The organism is Streptosporangium sp. NPDC049644, from assembly GCF_040675205.1.
Taxonomy (GTDB): domain Bacteria; phylum Actinomycetota; class Actinomycetes; order Streptosporangiales; family Streptosporangiaceae; genus Streptosporangium; species Streptosporangium fukuiense.
In genome coordinates, this window is record NZ_JBFAOJ010000034.1 from 40,893 (window position 1) to 57,623 (window position 16,731).

Annotated in this window: 16 protein-coding genes and 1 pseudogene; 5 read left to right on the forward strand and 12 right to left on the reverse strand. The window is 69.9% G+C overall.

The features are described 5' to 3' along the window. Positions 1-62: 62 nt before the first annotated feature. From AB0J58_RS20535 to AB0J58_RS20545, 3 genes are read right to left on the reverse strand one after another with little or no spacing between them, the layout of a single operon-like run. On the reverse strand, positions 63-857 hold the full coding sequence (locus AB0J58_RS20535; protein ID WP_364217778.1) for an ABC transporter permease: 795 nt from the start codon (positions 855-857) through the stop codon (positions 63-65). Then, on the reverse strand, positions 854-1,726 hold the full coding sequence (locus AB0J58_RS20540; RefSeq protein WP_364217780.1) for an ATP-binding cassette domain-containing protein: 873 nt from the start codon (positions 1,724-1,726) through the stop codon (positions 854-856). The genes AB0J58_RS20535 and AB0J58_RS20540 overlap by 4 nt, the downstream gene beginning before the upstream one ends. Next, complete coding sequence (locus AB0J58_RS20545; RefSeq protein WP_364217782.1) at positions 1,723-2,079, reverse strand: hypothetical protein; 357 nt, start codon at positions 2,077-2,079, stop codon at positions 1,723-1,725. Before AB0J58_RS20545 ends, AB0J58_RS20540 begins: the two co-directional genes overlap by 4 nt. Before the next feature lie 59 nt (positions 2,080-2,138). Here AB0J58_RS20545 and AB0J58_RS20550 point away from each other — a divergent pair, with 59 nt between their 5' ends. Then, positions 2,139-2,528, forward strand: coding sequence for a GntR family transcriptional regulator (locus tag AB0J58_RS20550; RefSeq protein ID WP_364217784.1), 390 nt, complete (start codon positions 2,139-2,141; stop codon positions 2,526-2,528). After that, positions 2,525-3,583 (forward strand): hypothetical protein, encoded by a 1,059-nt coding sequence (locus AB0J58_RS20555; protein WP_364217786.1) that lies wholly within the window; start codon positions 2,525-2,527, stop codon positions 3,581-3,583. The genes AB0J58_RS20550 and AB0J58_RS20555 overlap by 4 nt, the downstream gene beginning before the upstream one ends. A 180-nt stretch (positions 3,584-3,763) precedes the next feature. Here AB0J58_RS20555 and AB0J58_RS20560 read toward each other — a convergent pair whose 3' ends face one another. The 3 genes from AB0J58_RS20560 to AB0J58_RS20570 all read right to left on the reverse strand — a co-directional run bounded on the left by AB0J58_RS20560 (position 3,764) and on the right by AB0J58_RS20570 (position 9,134). Next, positions 3,764-8,191, reverse strand: a complete 4,428-nt coding sequence (locus tag AB0J58_RS20560; RefSeq protein WP_364217787.1) for an AAA family ATPase — start codon at positions 8,189-8,191, stop codon at positions 3,764-3,766. Next, positions 8,175-8,552, reverse strand: coding sequence for a hypothetical protein (locus AB0J58_RS20565; RefSeq protein ID WP_364217789.1), 378 nt, complete (start codon positions 8,550-8,552; stop codon positions 8,175-8,177). Before AB0J58_RS20565 ends, AB0J58_RS20560 begins: the two co-directional genes overlap by 17 nt. Before the next feature lie 363 nt (positions 8,553-8,915). Then, positions 8,916-9,134 (reverse strand): DUF302 domain-containing protein, encoded by a 219-nt coding sequence (locus AB0J58_RS20570; protein ID WP_364217791.1) that lies wholly within the window; start codon positions 9,132-9,134, stop codon positions 8,916-8,918. 122 nt (positions 9,135-9,256) lie between these two features. On the opposite strand from AB0J58_RS20570, the gene AB0J58_RS20575 reads away from it, so the two are divergent. Next, positions 9,257-10,108: an LLM class F420-dependent oxidoreductase gene (locus AB0J58_RS20575; protein WP_364217793.1), complete on the forward strand. Its 852-nt coding sequence runs from the start codon at positions 9,257-9,259 to the stop codon at positions 10,106-10,108. A gap of 194 nt (positions 10,109-10,302) precedes the next feature. On the opposite strand, the gene AB0J58_RS20580 is transcribed toward AB0J58_RS20575, so the two are convergent. The 3 genes from AB0J58_RS20580 to AB0J58_RS20590 form a co-directional block, all read right to left on the reverse strand. Continuing rightward, positions 10,303-10,788: a hypothetical protein gene (locus AB0J58_RS20580; RefSeq protein ID WP_364217795.1), complete on the reverse strand. Its 486-nt coding sequence runs from the start codon at positions 10,786-10,788 to the stop codon at positions 10,303-10,305. A gap of 124 nt (positions 10,789-10,912) precedes the next feature. Next, positions 10,913-11,881, reverse strand: a complete 969-nt coding sequence (locus tag AB0J58_RS20585; RefSeq protein WP_364217827.1) for a helix-turn-helix domain-containing protein — start codon at positions 11,879-11,881, stop codon at positions 10,913-10,915. Between the two features lie 101 nt (positions 11,882-11,982). Next, on the reverse strand, positions 11,983-12,186 hold the full coding sequence (locus AB0J58_RS20590; protein ID WP_364217797.1) for a hypothetical protein: 204 nt from the start codon (positions 12,184-12,186) through the stop codon (positions 11,983-11,985). Positions 12,187-12,282: 96 nt separating this feature from the next. On the opposite strand from AB0J58_RS20590, the gene AB0J58_RS20595 reads away from it, so the two are divergent. After that, on the forward strand, positions 12,283-12,918 hold the full coding sequence (locus tag AB0J58_RS20595) for an NAD(P)H-binding protein (protein ID WP_364217799.1): 636 nt from the start codon (positions 12,283-12,285) through the stop codon (positions 12,916-12,918). A gap of 159 nt (positions 12,919-13,077) precedes the next feature. Then, positions 13,078-13,188: pseudogene (locus tag AB0J58_RS20600) on the forward strand (hypothetical protein); the annotation flags it as partial. Here the strand turns inward: AB0J58_RS20600 and AB0J58_RS20605 are convergent. The 3 genes from AB0J58_RS20605 to AB0J58_RS20615 form a co-directional block, all read right to left on the reverse strand. After that, a complete protein-coding gene (locus tag AB0J58_RS20605; protein ID WP_364217801.1) occupies positions 13,152-14,258 on the reverse strand; it encodes a glycosyltransferase family 2 protein in 1,107 nt (368 codons plus the stop codon). The pseudogene AB0J58_RS20600 and the gene AB0J58_RS20605 sit on opposite strands and share 37 nt — an antisense overlap. Next, positions 14,255-15,259 carry an iron-containing redox enzyme family protein gene (locus AB0J58_RS20610; protein ID WP_364217803.1) on the reverse strand — a complete coding sequence of 335 codons (1,005 nt, stop codon included), beginning with the start codon at positions 15,257-15,259 and terminating at the stop codon, positions 14,255-14,257. Before AB0J58_RS20610 ends, AB0J58_RS20605 begins: the two co-directional genes overlap by 4 nt. Before the next feature lie 202 nt (positions 15,260-15,461). Then, on the reverse strand, positions 15,462-16,592 hold the full coding sequence (locus AB0J58_RS20615; protein ID WP_364217804.1) for a HAMP domain-containing sensor histidine kinase: 1,131 nt from the start codon (positions 16,590-16,592) through the stop codon (positions 15,462-15,464). Positions 16,593-16,731: the final 139 nt, after the last annotated feature.

A 16,731-nucleotide genomic window follows, 5' to 3' on the forward strand; every position in this document is an offset into this window, starting at 1 on the left:
GGGCCGCCACACCGGCTGGGAGATCGGCCGGTGCCGGATCACCAGGTGATCCGGCGAGTCCTTCACATGATGTCTCGCCTGAGCGGTGCTGCGACGGCGACGGCGGTGGCGATCAGGGCATAGGCCAGCAGTACGGCGGCGCCGAGTGGCGCGGAGAGCAACGCGGTGGCCGAGGTGCCGGTCTGGCCGGCGATGGCGTCGGCCAGGTAGGTGAATCCGGTCAGCGCGGCGGTCGCGCCGCCCGGCAGGTAGGGGTAGACCGCCTTGACACCGGGGATGAGCATGAGGACGGTCTCGATCATGTACAGGTAGGCGCCGACGGCGACGAGTGCCGCCACCTGGTTGCGCAGGATCGCGCCCACCGCCGCGCCGAGCAGGGTGTGGACGGCCATGGCCAGAGCGATGCGGGCCAGGAGCGCCAGGACGGTGCCCGTGGGCAGGCCAAGGGCGACACCCTTGAGCGCCGCCGCGGCGAAGAGGGCGCCGGCGGCGACGGTGCAGGCGATGAGGCCGTAGGCGAGCCCGCCTCCGGTGTAGGTGAGGAGCTTGGCCACCAGCCAGGTCCACCGCCGGGGGGCGAACAGTGCCGTGGTGGTGATGGTCCGGTGCCGGTGTTCGGTGGTCACTGCGGCCGTCCCGAGCAGGGCGGGGACGAACATGGTGAACCCGAGCAGGCCGAGCACGACGTGCACGCCTTCGGCCGTGTCCAGGCCAGGCATGGGCGGAGTGAAGTTCTCCGGCCCGATGAGCGCGAGCAGCCCGGTGAAGGCACCGCTGCCGAGAGCGGCCAGCAGACCCCACAGCCACAGTCTGGTGCCGGTCAGGCGGCTCCATTCCGCCGCGATGAGAGCGATCATCGGTGGTCTCCGGTGAGATTGAGGAACGCCTGCTCAAGGGTGGGGCGTTCGGGGACGATCTCGTGCAGTGCGATGCCGCGGTCCGCCGCGGCGGTCGCGACCTGCGCGGTGGTCATGTCGTGGACGCGCAGGGTGTCCGGTCCCAGGACCTCGGTGGGGACCGTGAGGTGACTTCTGAGCCGGTCCGCCTGCGGTGACCGGACAAGCACGGCCGTCCTGCCGTACAGCTCGGAGATGGGGCCGGTGGCGATCAGTCGTCCCTGACGTATCACCACGACGTGGTCGGCCGTCTGCTCGATCTCGCCGAGGACGTGGCTGGAGATCAGGACGGTGCGGCCCTCGGCGGCCAGGTCGCGCAGGAAGGCGCGCATCCAGGCGATGCCCTCGGGATCGAGGCCGTTGCCCGGCTCGTCGAGCAGGAGCACGTGGGGGTCGCCGAGCAGGGCGGTGGCCAGGTTGAGGCGCTGGCGCATGCCGGTGGACAGGGTGCGGGTGGCGCGGTCGGCGAAGGCCGACACCCCGGTCAACTCGGCGACCCGCAGGGCACGGGCTTCGCTGTATCCGCCCATGCGGGAGTAGATCCGCAGGTGGCGCAGGGCCGTGTGGGCGGGGTGGAATCCGGAGCCGTCCAGCACCGCGCCGACGGTCGCCGACGGCCTGGCCAGGTCGGCGTAGCGCTTTCCGTCGATGGTGGCGGTGCCGGAGGTGGGCGCGACCAGGCCCAGCATCATCCGCATGGTGGTGGTCTTGCCCGCGCCGTTCGGCCCGAGGAAGCCGGTCACCGTGCCGGGGACGGCCCGGAAGGTGAGGTCGGTGACGGCGGATACCGGGCCGAACGTCTTGGTCAGGCCGCGTGCCTCGATGCTCACTGTCGCACCCGCGTCAGCCGGCGCCGGATCTCCTGGGCGTCCTGGACGCTGAGGATCAGCTCGTCGACGCCCGCCACCCTGTGCTTCAGGACGATCCGCACGCCCGGAACGCCTCGGCGGGCGGCCACCAGCCGCTTGACGCCGCCGAAGGACGTCCACGTGCCGACCTTGGTGTAGCCGCTGACCACCAGCCCGGAACGCAGCCCCTTGGCCGCGGCGAGCGGCCGGTCGAGGTGGTGTACGTCGGCGATCGCCTCCAGGGGCACGTCCACCTGGCCGGTCTTGACGAACAGTCGCGTCCACGACGGAAAACGCACGCTCAGCGTTCCGTCGTGAATCCGTACCTGGATCATGCTGCCTCCTCGACGAGTTGTATCTGTTCTATTAGTTGTATATCAGATAGGATGTCGATGTGCACCTGACACTTGACCTGGACAGCGAGGTCCCGATCTACCAGCAGATCAGGGACCGGGTCGTGGAGGCGATCGCCCGCCGGCAGGCGCGCGAAGGCGACCCACTACCTTCGACGCGGCAGCTCGCCGCGGACTTCGGTATCAATTTCCATACCGTGAACAAGTCCTATGACCTGCTACGACAGCAGGGCGTCATCCGGATCAACCGGAAGAGCGGCGCGGTCATCCGCCGCGATGCCGACACCGGCCCGCCCGAGACCGGATTCATCGACGACTGGGAAGAGAGAATGCGGGTACTCCTGGCGGAAGCCACCGTCCACGGCCTGGACCGCGACGACGTGATACGACGCTGCGCGGCGATCGTGGCCGGCTTCGGGACACGGCCGTGACGCTGTCCGTCGCCGCCGACCTGGCTCTGGTCGCGCTGGTCACCTGCCTCATGCTGGTGCTGCCCGCGCTGGCGCGGCCGACGCTGCCGTTCGGGGTGCGGGTGACCGCCGAGCGGGCGGGCGACCCGGCGATCGTCACCCAGCGGCGCACCTACGCCCGCCTGGTCGTCGTGGTGGCCGTCGTCGCCGCGGCGGCCTCGATCCTCACAGGGCGGCCGGCGGTGACACTCGGGGCACTGGTCGCCGTCGATCTGCTGCTGTACTACCGCGCCCACCTCAAGGTCCGCGCCGCCAAGAGCGGTGGGGGATGGGCGGGCGAGCGGCGTCAGGGCATCACCATGGACACGACCTTCCGCACCGACCCGGTCCGCGTGCCGTGGGTGTGGGGGGCGCCCGCCCTGGCGGTCGTGCTGCTCACCGCGGGGATCGGCTGGTGGTCGTCCGGCACCGTGGCCGGATGGCTCGAACCCGTGTTGACCCAGGTCGGGCTCACCCTGCTGGTCGTCGTCGTGATCCTGATCGTGTTGCGTGCCCGGCCCGACCTCGACGCGGCCCGGCCCAGGTCCTCGGCTCGCCGCTACCGCGTCTACCTACGCGGTGTGGCCGCCTTGTCGCTGCTGTCCGCCGCCTGCCTCGATCTGAGCCTGCTCGTCTGGGCGTTGCGGCAATGGGGGGTCGTCGGGGATACGGCCGGGTGGCTGGTGGCCGGGTGCCTGCCGTTGGTCGCCCTGATCGGCGGATGGCTGGTGTGGGAGACGAAGGTCGGCCAGGCAGGGCACCGCCTGCCCGCCCTGCCCGGTGAACAGCAGGAGGACACCGGGATGGCGCAGCGCGACGACGACCGGCACTGGTTCCTCGCGGGCACGATCTATGTCAACCGGCGCGACCCCGCCCTTCTCGTCCACGCCCGGCTGGGCTCCTCCAGCTGGACGCTCAACCTCGGGCACCCCGTCGCCTGGCTGCTGCTCGGCCTTGTCGTCATCGGCCTCGCCGGGCTCGCCCTGGCCACCGTGTTCGGCGGCATCGACCTGCCACAGAGGCGCGGCATCCGCTGACCGCCGAGCGGGTCGCCCGCGCACGAGTGCAGGCGTCGGAGCTGGAAAGCGCGCCATGGGGCCCTCGTCCGAGACACGGAACCGCTCTCTCTCCATGCCGTTCGGGACCCGGGCATCGGGCGGTACGGCGTCTTCGGCGGGCCGGCCTGGCAGGAGGCGGGGGCGGGCCGAGGCGGCCGCCTACCTGATCCCCGCCGCGCTTTTCGGGCAGATCTCGCGGTAGGACGATTCAGGGATGAGTCTCGTCCACTCCTCCCTTGAGAGGGTGGTCCCCACCCGGGCGCACAGGGTGGCGACGGCCTGCTCGGGGTCTGTGGGAAAGGCGGAGATCCAGGTCTCCTCGTTCTCGGTCCTTCCGGTCGTGTACAGGACGGACCCATCGGGGGCGAAGGTCACGTCATCTCCCGGGGTGGTCAGCAGGAGACCCAGCTGGTGCCGGCTCGCGACGTCCCAGATCCGCACGCCGTCGTCCGCCGCGACGGCGAGCAGATCGTCTCGGCTGGAGAAGGCGAGCGAGTCGACGCCGTTCTTGTGGCCACGGAGGCTGAGCCCGACCCGGCTGAATGTGGTCGCGTCCCAGAAGGTGACCTGGCCGTCGTTGCCGCCGACGGCGATCAGGTCGCCGCCGGGGCTGAAGGCCAGCGTGCTCGTCTGGTTCGTCTCCGGGCCGAACCTCTCGGGAAGGATCTCGCCGGAGGTCAGGTCGATCGCGTGTCCGGGGTAGGTGCCGAGCGCGAGCAGATGGCCACCCGGTTGGAAGGCCAATGCCCCGGTGGGCCTGTCGATGTGATCGACCTTGATCGAGTGGAGCTGCCGCCCGGTCGCGACGTCGTACAGCAGGACCGTCTGCCTGGGCTTGGTGTCGTCACCGGTGACGAAGGCGATGCTCTTTCCGTCGGGGCTGAACGTCATGCTGTGCAGAAAGTACTGCCAGCGTCCGTACGGCGCTTTGCCGGGTAGCTCGAAGACCACCGGTGCCTGGCCCGCGGGTTTGGTCAGCGTCACGCGGGAGCCCTTCTGCAACGCCACGATCCGTGCGCCGGGTCCGACTTCCAACGTGTCGAAGGCGTCGTTGGGGATCGACCCGATCGGTTCGCGGCTGCGTGAGTCGAGCAGGGTGGTGGTTTCTCCCATGGAGACGACCGTCGAGCCGTCGCGGCTCAGCGACGCCTCCTTGACGATCGCCGGGTGGGTGTCGGCGCGCAGGTCAAGAGTGAGTACGGCACCGCCGTCGCCCACGAGCCTGAGCGAGGAGGCGTCCGAAGTGAACCGGAAGTCGAAGACCTCCTCGTAGGCGGGCTTGTAGCGCTGGAGCAGGGTGTGATCGGCGACGCGCCACAGGCACACGGCTCTGTCGTCGTCGAATCCGGCGAGGAAGCGCCCATCGGAGCTGAAGCGCAGCATGGCCACGCCGACCCCGTCGTAGTCGTTGACGCTGTAGCCGTCAACGCCGTACCTGTCCTGGAAGACCTGCCCGGTGTCGAGGTCCCACAGTCGCGGGCCGCTACTGTGGCCGGCAACGGCCAGGTACTTTCCATCGGGGCTGAAGGCGATTCCCAAGGTGTCGGTGTTTATCGCCTCGCTTCCCGCCGACCTCGTCCCCAGAGTGCGACGTTTCTTCGCCGAGACCAGGTCCCAGACGACGGTGTCCGAGTCCAGGCCGAAGTAGGCCGCCAGCCGGTCGTCGGGGCTGAACGCGACCAGTCGCCGACTTGAGTGGGTTCTGTGGAGCACGACCTGCCGGGCCACGTCCCAGACCTCCAGATCGAACGTCAGCCATTCGGGCTCTCCCCTGTCGAGAACCAGTCGTCTTCCGCCGGGACTGAACTCCACCGCCTCGACCCCGGAGCCGAACTCGGCGCCCACCTGACGGCCTGTTCCGGTGTCCCAGAGTCGTACCCTGCCCTTTTCGGTGACGACCGCCAGCGTGTGGCCGTCCGGACTGAGCGTGACGGTCTTGAACGACCTTCCCGCTGAGGCGCCCCTGCTCATCGGCACGGTGACGTCCGGTCCGGAGCCGCTCAGCGTCCGCAGCCGCCTGCCCGTGGCGGCGTCCCAGACGCCGCCGCCGTCCGGCCCGAAGGTGACGAGTTCCGTGCCGTCCCGATTGAGCTCGTACACGACCGCGCCGGGGACGGTGACCACTGACCGTTCCAGCTGATCCAGCGCCTCGTACAGGCTGCCCCTGGCCTCGGGAACCTGCCCGAGCCGCCAGGAGGCGATGCTGAGCAGGGTGGCGTTCACCGGGTCGGTGGGCCGCAGGACGCCTGCGCGAGCGGCGACGAGGCTGGCGACGACGCGATCTCGCTGGGCGACCGCCTCGGTGGTCTGCTCGTCGGCCACCCGACGCTGGCTCTCGGCCAGACCCGCGGCCGCCAGGGCGACGACCAGCAGTCCCGACAGAACCGCCAGGATCAGCCGGCGCTGCCGCCCCTGCCGCCTCATCAACGCCGAACCCGCGTCGAGGAACGCCTGCTCGGTCACGGTCAGCGTGACGTGGTGGCGCAGGGAGTCGCCCTCCCAGCGGGTACGAGCCTGCTGAGCCGCAAGGAGACGGGTGCCCTGGTAGAGGAAAGCGGGATCGCGGTCATGCCCGGCCCACTCGCGGGCGTCCTCACCGAGCTGCTGAAGCACCAGCAAGGTGGCGCGGTCCTCCTCGATCCAGAGACGTAGCTGGGGCCAGGCGCGGATGAGGGCCTCGTGGGTGAGCTGCACGCTGTCCTCGTCGACCGTCACCAGCCGGGCGTGGACGAAGTGGTCGAGGACCTGCCGTGCCTCGACGTGCCCCGGCGAGGCGGCCGGTGGAAGCAGGTCGGCCAGAGGGATCGTTCGCCGGGTGCTCTCGGTGTCCTCGCCGAGCCGTACCAGGCGGGGCAGGAGCCGCCGGGCGATCCGATGGCCCGCGGAGTCGAGGCCCCGCAGGGTGGTGTCGGCGGTCTGCGCCAGCGACCTGGCGATTCCCCCGGTCTCGCGGTATCCGGCCAGGGTCAGCGTCCGTCCCTCCCGGTTCTGCCAGGTCGCCAGCAGGGCGTGGGAGAGAAGGGGGAGAACGCCTCCCATGCCCATCGCGCTGAGCTGCGCGCCGGTCCCGAGATCCTCCAGGAGGAGGTCGACGAGCCCGTCCTGGAGGATCAGCCCCGTCAGCGCGGCCGGTCCTTCGACCGCCTCGCTCAGCTGCGCCGTCGTCATCGGGCCGACGACCAGGGGGTGATCCAGGGCGGACAGGAGTTCCGGGTGGGCCGTGCAGTGTCCGTAGAAGTCGGCCCGCACTCCGATGACGACCACGGCCGGGGCGTCACCCTCGGTGCCGACGGATACGGAGTGCAGTGCCTCGACGAAGATTCGACGCTGGTGTTCGTCGGGACAGGCGGTGAAGACCTCCTCGAACTGGTCGACGATGATGACCGGACGTTCGGTCCGGTCGCCGAGGATCCGCACGAGCGCCTCACGGAGATGACCGGGCTGATCCTGGAGCCGTCGCCGGAACTCCTCGGGAGATGAGTCGCCGAGAACGGCGAACCGCTTGGCGAGCGTGCCCACCGGATCGTCACCGGGGTTCAAGATCATGAACCTGGTGCCGGTCTCGCCGGAGTGCGATCCTCGCTGGAGGGCGGGGACCAGACCGGCGCGGAGCAGCGACGACTTGCCCGACCCGGACGGCCCGATCACCACGAGCGGCCCCGTCCGGGACGGATGTCCGGTCACCCGGTCGACCAGGGCGGTGATGAGATCGGTACGGCCGAAGAAGAGTCCGGCGTCCTCCGGGCCGAACGCGGCCAGCCCCCGGTAGGGGCTGAAATCTCCCACCTGTTCTCTCGGGTCTTCGGGGGATCTGCTCCGGTAGGCGGGATTGGGGACGATCGGCTGCCGGTCTCCGTAGTCGGCGGCCTGGCGCCGAGGCCGGGGAAAACCCCGCGCGGGAAGAGTGCGCGACAGCGACCTGTAGAGATCGTCCAGGGTCAGCAGTGGCGGGGCCGTGGGGTCTCCATTGGTCAGCAGGTGGATGAGGGCACCGGTGAAGGCGGTGTGCCGCTGCCCCTCGGGCGCCCACGCGGCCTCGTTCCTGTTGGTGGAGGTCAGCAGATACATGCCCTGCCGGGCGGTGTCGAAGACCTGATCGATGTCGGCGCGGCCGGTGGTCCCCTGTGCTCGTCCGGCGAAGCAGCAGTCCAAAGCGATGAGCGTCAGACGGGCCGGGGAACCGGCGACGACCTCCCGGACGACCGAGTACGGCAGGGCCTGGTGGCTGGGAATCCCCTCGGTGAGATCGACCGTCGAACGGGTGGCCAGATGCAGATCGTTGTTACTGCCGACCAGGCCGTGGCCCAGGTAGTAGACGAACAACACGGCTCGCGCCCGCTGTGCCGCTCGGACCAGCGCGGCGCCGAACTCCTGCGGGCCGGAGGGATCGATCAGCACGGTCAGATCGGCCGGGTCCAGCCCCGCCCTGTCGACCAGGCACTGTCCGAGATCGCTGATGGTGCCGGGGACGGCGGGAACATCGGGCAGGCGGGAGCCGGTCGGGTACGTTCCCGAACCGACCAGGAGGACCTGGGTGCCGGGTGCGGCGAGCAGCAGGCCGAGAGGTGGTTCAGTCGCCGCCATCATGGGCCTCGGTGCTCTTGAGCACCTCGACCAGTTGCGTGGTGAGTGCCTGTGTCTCGACCAGATTCAGAGCTTTGACACCCTTGGCGGTCATCTCCACGCGAGTCTCGTTCTCACTGCGGGACAGGGTCAGACTCACTTCTCCGCCGCGCGTTCGCAGCCAGGCGATCAGCACACCCGCCAGCGAGGCCCCCACCCCTCCCGTACCAAGGGCGACCTGCAGCCCGTCGACCACGGGACCGAGAGCATCGGGCGGCGGGTCACCCTCCCTGACCCGGACCTGTCCGCGCAGCTCGGGCTCTTCCTGCAACCAGGAGTGCAGGTTACGGAGTTCGTCCGCGGAGTTCTCGGCTGTGACAGTCACCAGCACGTTCAAATTGGCACTCCAGAATTCCTGGGCCCCCGCACCGCTACTGCGACCACCGCGTAACTCGACGCGATTTCCTCTAGGTGGTATGGCCACCAGTTTGACCTAGGCGCCTATGGAAAGTCACCGCCTTCGGCATTTTTAGCGGTTCTCAATCGAGGTCAAGTCTCCGGCACAGGAGATCATGCGGGGGCGCCACCCACCTCTCGGCCGGGTACTCCTGGCGAGCTCGCACATCGGGCCGCGAGGATCGCCGCCGAGCGGGCGGTGAACGAGCGATGGGAGCGACGTGGCGATGTGCGGGAGGGCCACACCGGCGGCGCCGATCCGGCGCGCCACGCGTGAGCCGATGCGGCCAGGTCAGTCGGCGAGGGCTGCCGCGATCAGCCGTCCGGTGCCGGAGAGCGGGGTGATCAGTTCGTCGGAGAGGCCGTAGCGTCGCTGCCAGTCGGCGGGGTCGTGGTGGCTCACCCAGACGCGTTCCCGGTCATCGGCCCAGACCAGTGCCTTCGACGGCAGTTCCAGGCCGAACAGCGGATTGGCGACCATGGCCGGTGTGCCCGCCCGAGGGGGGCACACCGGCCAGGGTGGCCACGCGAGCCGAGCACATCATGGCGCGTCGGAGAGATCGCCACCGAGGAACAAGCGAGATCATCTGACGTGTTGGCCGATGAAGGACCTGACGACCTGGAGGTTTTCCCATGAGCAGTGAGACTCCGAACATCGGGCGGTACGGCGTCTTCAGCGGGTTGGCCTGGCAGGAGGCGGGGGTGCGGGCCGAGGCGGCCGCCGAGTTGGAGGAACTCGGCTTCGGCACGATCTGGCTCGGTAACAGCGGTGTCGAGAAGGCCGCCGACGTCGTGGGTGCCACGTCCCGGATCGTGGTGGGCACCTCCATCCAGAGCATCTGGCACCACGACGCCGCCGACACCGCCGAGCGGTACGCCGAGCTGGAGGCGGCCCACCCCGGGCGTTTCCTGCTGGGTCTGGGCGTCAGCCATCCCGAGGCCACCGACGTCTACCGGCGCCCGTACGGCGCCATGGTCGCCTACCTCGACGCCCTGGACCGGGCCCCGGCCCCGGTGCCGCAGGGCCGCCGGCTGCTGGCGGCGCTGGGGCCGAGGATGCTGGGCCTGGCCCGGGACCGGGCGGCCGGCGCGCTGCCCTACCTCGTCACCGCCGAGCAGGTCGCGGCCTCCCGCGAGGTCCTCGGCGAGGGGCCGCTGCTCGTTCCCGAGCTGGGAGTCGTGCTGGAGACCGACCCGGAGCGGGCCCGCACCCTGGCGCGCGGCGGGCTGAAGCTGTACCTGGGGCTGCGGAACTACGTCAACAACTGGCTGCGCGGCGGCTTCACCGAGGACGACCTGGCCGGCGGCGGCAGCGACCGGCTGATCGACGCGCTCTTCGCCTGGGGCGACGAGGAGCGGATCCGGGCGCGGGTCGAGGACTTCCACGCGGCGGGCGCGGACCAGGTGGCGCTGCAGGCCATCACCGCGTCGGGTTTCGACCTGCCCCGCGAGGAGTGGCGCCGCCTCGCCGGGATACTGCGCTGAGGCTTCCTCACGCTGTCGGCGTGAGCCCGGCGAGGCGTCCGGTCAGGAGGAACGTCGGCTCGTCGTGGAGGTGGCCGAGCATGCCGGCCACGACGGGAGCATGTGCCTGGAGGGCGAGCCGCCGGACGGCGGCGGACCGGCGATGGGGACGGACGCTCTCCGTCGCCCGGGACAGGTGGTCCGGTATCCGATGATCACGAGCCCGTCCAGGCCCCGCAGGTGCCGACGTAACCCGTCGGGCCCTTGTTGCAGGCTCGGAAGTGCAGGTCGGAGTACAGGCCGCTGGGAAGAGCACTCGTGGTGAACCCGGTCGTGTGGTCGTCGGCATCATAGGTCACGAAGACGGTTGCGGAGTGGTAGGTCCACGTACTTCCGGAGTACCGGTACCCCTTGAACTGGAGTGCGCCGCCGTAGTTGTCGTTGTAGCAGTCGATGTCGTAGTCCGACAGCGACCCGTTCAGATACACGTCGTACGCCTTACGGCCATTGAAGGTGTTGATATAGGTATAGGTGTAATCGAACGATGCCTGCGTGCAGTCGTTGGCGCTCCTGATCACGAAGTATGTCAGGGCGGAGTGATTGGCGGACGCCGAGGCGGGCACGGCGAGCGCGCCGATGAGGGTCAGTGCGGCGGCCAGCGGGGCGATCCTGCGGGCGAGGCGAGTGCGGAGGGTGGGCATGCGAGACTCCGTACGTGGATGGTGAGGTCCGACTGGGACATCGCTTTCTGGTGCAGAGCAAAGTTAGGTCGTCGTGGCGCGCGGGATGTGACCGCCAGCGCACGTTCCTATGGAGATCAGTGCACTACCCGCCGTTGTCCCGCGTGTGCCTGTAGTCACCGGGCGAGACGCCGTAGGCGGAGCGGAAGAGGCGGCTGAAGTGAGTGCGGTCGCCGAACCCCCAGCGGGCGGCGATCATGTGCAGGGGCAGGCTGTCGAACCGAGGGTCCGTCAGATCGCGGCGGCAGCGTTCCAGTCGGGCCTGGCGGATGTGGGCCCTGACGGTGGGGCCACCGCGTGACTGGAACAGCCGATGCAGGTAGCGCAGGCTGATGTGGTGCGCCGCGGCGATGACCTCCGGGCTCAGCTCCGGGTCCGAGAGCCGCCGCTCGATGAAGTGGTCGATGCGCTGGAGCAGGACCTGCAGGTGGGTCTCGGGGGTGAGCGCGTCGGACGCGTCCAGGCGGTGCGCGAGGGTGGCCGCCACCAGGTCGAGGGTGATGCCGGACAGGGCGGTCTCGTCCGCTCCGGTGTAGCCGTCCGTGTCCCTCATCAGCTGGGACAGGTGGGCGGCCAGCACCGCGCCGATGCCCCTCCGGGTGCAGATCGGCACCGCGGCGAGCCGATCGACGTTGTCGGCGGCCAGGCCCGGCAGGGCGCGCGGGAACTGCACGACCAGTGACCGCGCCGGCTCTTCCTGCGAAGATCGCCATCCCTGGCTGGGGTGGGAGGTGCCGCAGAAGGCGAACTCCCCGGCGCGGTAGAGGATGGAGCGACCTCGGTAGGCGAGGCCGGCCGAGCCGTTCAGGTTGAGATTGAGCAGATACATCTCCGGATCGTTCTCGCGGATCAACTTGAGAGTTCGGGCCACCTGGAGTGAGGGGTAGGAGAGCAGCGACACCTGGACCTCGCCCAGTTGCCACACGCGCATCGTGGCCGCGAAGTTGTCCTCGTGTTCGCTGCGGCCCCAGGCGCGCACGTGCGTCCGAGTGACCATCTCGAACCAGCAGGGGAAACGGTCCCTGGCCGGCAGGTCGTGGGTGTGGAAGGTCATCGCACTCAATGGCTTCTTCTTCCGGCCGTGCCGCCGCTCCCTGCGGCCTCGGGGGAGACGCGTCAGAGTATCGACTTCCCGCTGGGGAACCGGTGGAATCATCATGGCGGTGTATGGTCGCGGGCCGTCGACTCGTTCCTGTTCGCGGTGATGCCGCGCAGGGGGACCCGCGGCTCGGGGAAGCGTCGAGGTTCGTGTTCGAGACAGCGGACGATCATTCCTGCCCACGTGCCGCCGGACCGGATCGGTGTGAGCGCGGACGGGCGGAGCTCGTCGAACACGCCGGGAGCCGGCGGTTCGCTCACCGGCGCCACGGTATCCCCGTGGTAACCACCGCTCCGGATAGCGTCCGGGTCGGCGGCCGGAACCTGGGATCCGGCCCTGACGACAGGAGTGTTCCGATGAGCGAGATCGTGATTTTCGGGGCCGGCGGCCGGGCCGGGCGTGCGGCCGTGGCCGAGGCGCGCGGGCGTGGCCACCGGGTCACCGCCGTCGTCCGTGACCCGGCCGAACACGGAGACCTCGCGGCCGAGGGCGTACGGGTCGTCGCGGGCGATGTCACCGACACGTCCGCCATCGCCAGGATCGCCGCGGGTCACGACGGTGCGATCAGCGCCGCCTGCGACATGGGCGTCGACCCGCACGACTTCTTCACCGGCTCGGCGCGGGCCCTGGTCGACGGTCTGGGACAGGCCGGAGTGGGGCGGCTGGTGGTGGTCGGGCTGGCCTCCGCCCTGGAGACCTCCTCCGGGGTGAAGCTGATGGACACCCCCGGCTATCCCCAGGAGTACCGATCGTTCTACCTGGGACACGCCGCCGGGACGGACACGTTGCGCGCGGCCGAGACCACTCTCGACTGGCTGGTCGTCAGCCCGGCCGGCGACTTCGACCACGGCGGTACGCGCACCGGCCGGTACCGGACGGCCCCGGCGGACGCGGCCAGCCGCATCTCCTACGCCGACCTCGCGATCGCGCTGCTCGACGAGATCGACACCCCGAGGCACAGCCGCACGCATCTCGGCGTCGAGGAGGGCTGAGGGAGACAGTCCGGACGACTGGGTGCCCGGCTTCTGGAAACCGGAGGCCGGGAAGTCCTGGCAGGCGCACGTCGAGCCGGGCCCGCGGACACCTCGCCGGAGCGGCGGCCCGCGTTTCTCGGGAAAGACAACGGGCAGCACCCTAATATGCGCCCTAAAATGGATAATTCGGTCACGGTGACTCTCTGTGAGGACGGGCCGCTGTTGATCCGAGGGGTGTTCACGCTGATGACTCAGGACGGGGCCGTCATCGACCCGGGCCGGGCGACGGTGGCGCTGTGCCGCTGCGGGCGTTCGGCGGCCAAGCCGTTCTGTGACGGCTCGCACAAGCGGGTCGGTTTCCGGGCGGCGAGCGAGCCCGACGCGGCGGCCTGAGCGCGCGCCCTGAGCCGGCGGGAGGAGTGCGCGGCGGTCCGCATCCGATGTCCGGCGTAGGGGACCCCGCCGCGAAACAGACGGGCCGCCAGTGCCAGCCAGCTGCACACGGCCCTCTCCAGCAGCCACACCGGGGCGAACAGCGCGGCGGTGAAGGGGAAGACCCGCCGCCCGCCGCCCCTGCGGCGGCCGATCTCGGCCAGCCCCACCGCCAGCCCGGCCGATACGGCGGCACCGGCCAGAACCTTCCGGGAACGCCGGCGTGGCAACCCGGCGGCCAGGGCGGGAACGACGGCGAGGAAGAACGCCATGCGGGCCGGTTGGGCCAGGTCGTCGTAGGCCTGCCGGACGCGCTGGGACCAGAACCGGTGCGGCTCCGGCGGCAGACGGCGGACGTAGAGGTCCAGGGGGCGACACTCGCGACCGCCGTGGGCGCGGATCGTGCGGATGAGTTCCAGGTTTTCGAACAACACGTTCCCGTCGTAGCCGCCCATCTTCAGGAAGGTGGAGCGGCGTACGCCGAACGTGCCGGGGTAGTCGGCGCCGAAGCCGCGGTTGAGCAGGGTCCGGGCGGTGTCCCAGCGGGCGTGCCAGGGCAGGGGGGCGAAGTAGTTCTGCGGCCGGACCAGGTCGGCCCCCTCCAGCAGGGTGTCCAGCCTGGACAGTTCGGCCTCGCCGTAGCGGACGTCGTCGTCGGCGATGACCACGTGTTCGGCGTCGGCCCGGCGCATCCCGGTGATCACGCCGTTGACCTTGCCGTTGGCGAAGCCGAGATCCTCGTCGGGCCGCAGGTGCCACACCAGGCCGTTCCACCGGTGCGCGTGCCGGTCGAACAGGGCGGCCGGGGAGCCGTCGACGACGATGACGCGGACGCTGCGGCCGAGCCGGCGCAGGTAGGCGGTCAGCTCGTCCAGGCCGGAGTCGTCGTCCCAGCGCAACGGCAGTACGTAGTCCAGGTCCATCATCGGCTCCCCGCCACCAGGCCCGCCTCCCGCAGGGAGGAGGCGCCGCGCCGCCAGTTGCCCATGACGTGCTCGGCGAAGAGCCGCTCCAGGGTGAGGGCGCAGGCGGTCCCGTACAGGACGTCGCCGGCGCGTGCGGGGTACTGCCGTACGAACCCGCCGCACATGTCGTGCGCGGCGATCTGCTCGTGGACGGCGTCGGCCTGCACGTGTTCGTCGTAGAAACGCCTCGCCTCCTCGTCCCCGCCCAGTCTCCGCAGGCCCATGGAGTAGCGGCGGTTGGGGATCGAGGAGGTCATCTCGAACGCCGCCAGGTGGCCCAGCAGCGCTCCGAGGTGCCGCCGATGGAGTCCGAACAGCGACATCGCGTTGGAGACGGCCAGTGTGATCGCCGGGACCCGGTCCAGGTAGGCGCCGTAGGAGTCGTCCATGCCCAGGTGGCGCATAGTGGTGCGGAACAGCTCCGAGTGCATCCGCCCGGCGTGCCCGCCGCCGTACTCGTCCGCCTGGATCTCGACCAGGGCCGCCTTGGGGCCACCGTGCAGCCGGGGGATCGCCCAGGTGTGCGGGTCGGCCTCCTTGAGATGGTAGATCGACCGGTGCGCGACGAACTCGCGGAACTGCGCGAGGTCGGCCTCGCGCTGCAGGAAGCCCGACAGGTCGGGCCCGGTGGCGGCGGCCGTCAGCTCGGCCAGGGCCCGGCGAATGGACGCCGAGAAGGTGGGAACAGGGCGCGGCGCCGCCCGCGCGAGACCGTCCTCGAACCGCCGCTCCAGCGCCCCTCTGACCGCCAGCAGCGACGGCTCCCACTCCCACTCCTCGTCCACCTCCGCGAAGCCGCGATAGTGCAGCTCGTAACAGGCGAAAAGCGCGAGCTGGAGATCCTCGTCCTCCAGGGCCGGTGTCCTGGCGGGCACCGGTGGCGGGCCGAACTCATGAGGCGGGCACGCCAGCCGCTCGAAGAGAAGCGCGGTGAGGGGGCCTCGAGGCGCGGGCAGTTGCATCCTGGTCTCCCGAAGGTCTCCCGAAGCGACGATGGATCAATGAAGAACCGGCGAATGGTTCAGTTGAACAAATTGCATCCCTTTTGTGGTAATAACACCCTCTTTGGGCGATAAGTTGGATTTTTAAATGTTCCCTCATCTGCAGAGAACTAACGCGGCCGCGCGGCGGGTTCGCGCCATGTGCCGGGCGGAGCCGGTTGTCTCAGGCGGTGGCCGGCGGGCAGGATCGCACCGATCTCGTCTCACCGGTTTCACCCGGCGGGTCGATGGCGGGCAGCCGGAGCACGAAGCGGGCACCACCGGCCGCGGAGTCCTCGACATGGATGGTGCCGCCGTGTGCGTGGGCGATCTCGCGCGTGATCGCCAGGCCGAGCCCGGCACCGCGCGGGTCGACGCGGCGCGACTTCTCGGACCGGGCGAAGCGCTCGAAGATGTGCTCCCGCTCAGCGGGCGGGACGCCGTCGCCGTCGTCTTCGACGGTCATCTCGGCGACGTCGCCGTCGCGCCGGACTCCGACCATGATCGATCCCTTGACATGCCGCTGCCCGTTGTCCAGCAGATTTGTGAGGATCCGGGAGATCTGGGGTTCCACGCCGTTGACGAACACACCGGATTCAAGCCGAAGCCCGGCCGGAACGCGATCGTGCCGCCGGGCGACGTGCCGCCTCACCACCGCCGCCATGTCCAATGGCAGGCGCGCCGCTGATTCGCCGCACTGTTCCGCCCGAGACAGCGTCAGGAGATCATCGATGATCGATTCAAGGTGGTCGACCTCGCGTAACACCCGGCGGAGCAGGTCGTCCAGATCGGTCTGCCCGCCGTGCAGCCGTGCCTCCTCGATCTGCACGCGGAGGGCGGTAAGCGGGCTGCGCAGCTCATGTGAGACGTCGGAGGCGAACCGGTGCGCCTTCCAGCCGCGCTCAAGGGCACTGTTGATGCCGCGGGCGAGCCGGTTGATCTCCTGCCGGCCCGGGAACTCCGGGATCCGGCCCTCCGGATGACCCTCGTTGATCTCGTCGAGGCGGTCGCAGATCCTCCTCACCGGGCGCAGCGTGGCCATGACGATGCCGCGCATCCTCCAGCCGGCGAGTGCCATCGGCATGATCGTCTGAGCCGCGAAAAGGATACCGAGCAGGCCTGGGACGACAGGCCAGGAGACGCGCCGCGCCCTGTGGCGGGCAGGGGGGTCCGGAGCGGAGCGCACCCGCGCGGCCCCTGGTGAGACGGGGGCAACGCCTCCCGGCACCGGTACCGGTGCCGCCGGGATGGTGATGAGAACGGCGAGCCGCACGCAGGTCGACTGTGCGGGCAGCGGCACGCGCAGGCCGGACATACTCGTGGCCGGTACCCCCGATAAAAGGGCGTACTCACTGCCATAAAAGGATTTGCATGCTCTTTATAAAAGATTTCCTATATGGCTTTTGTTGGACGCCGCGCGGTACGCGCTGGTCACCTCGGACAGCCCGGAGAGG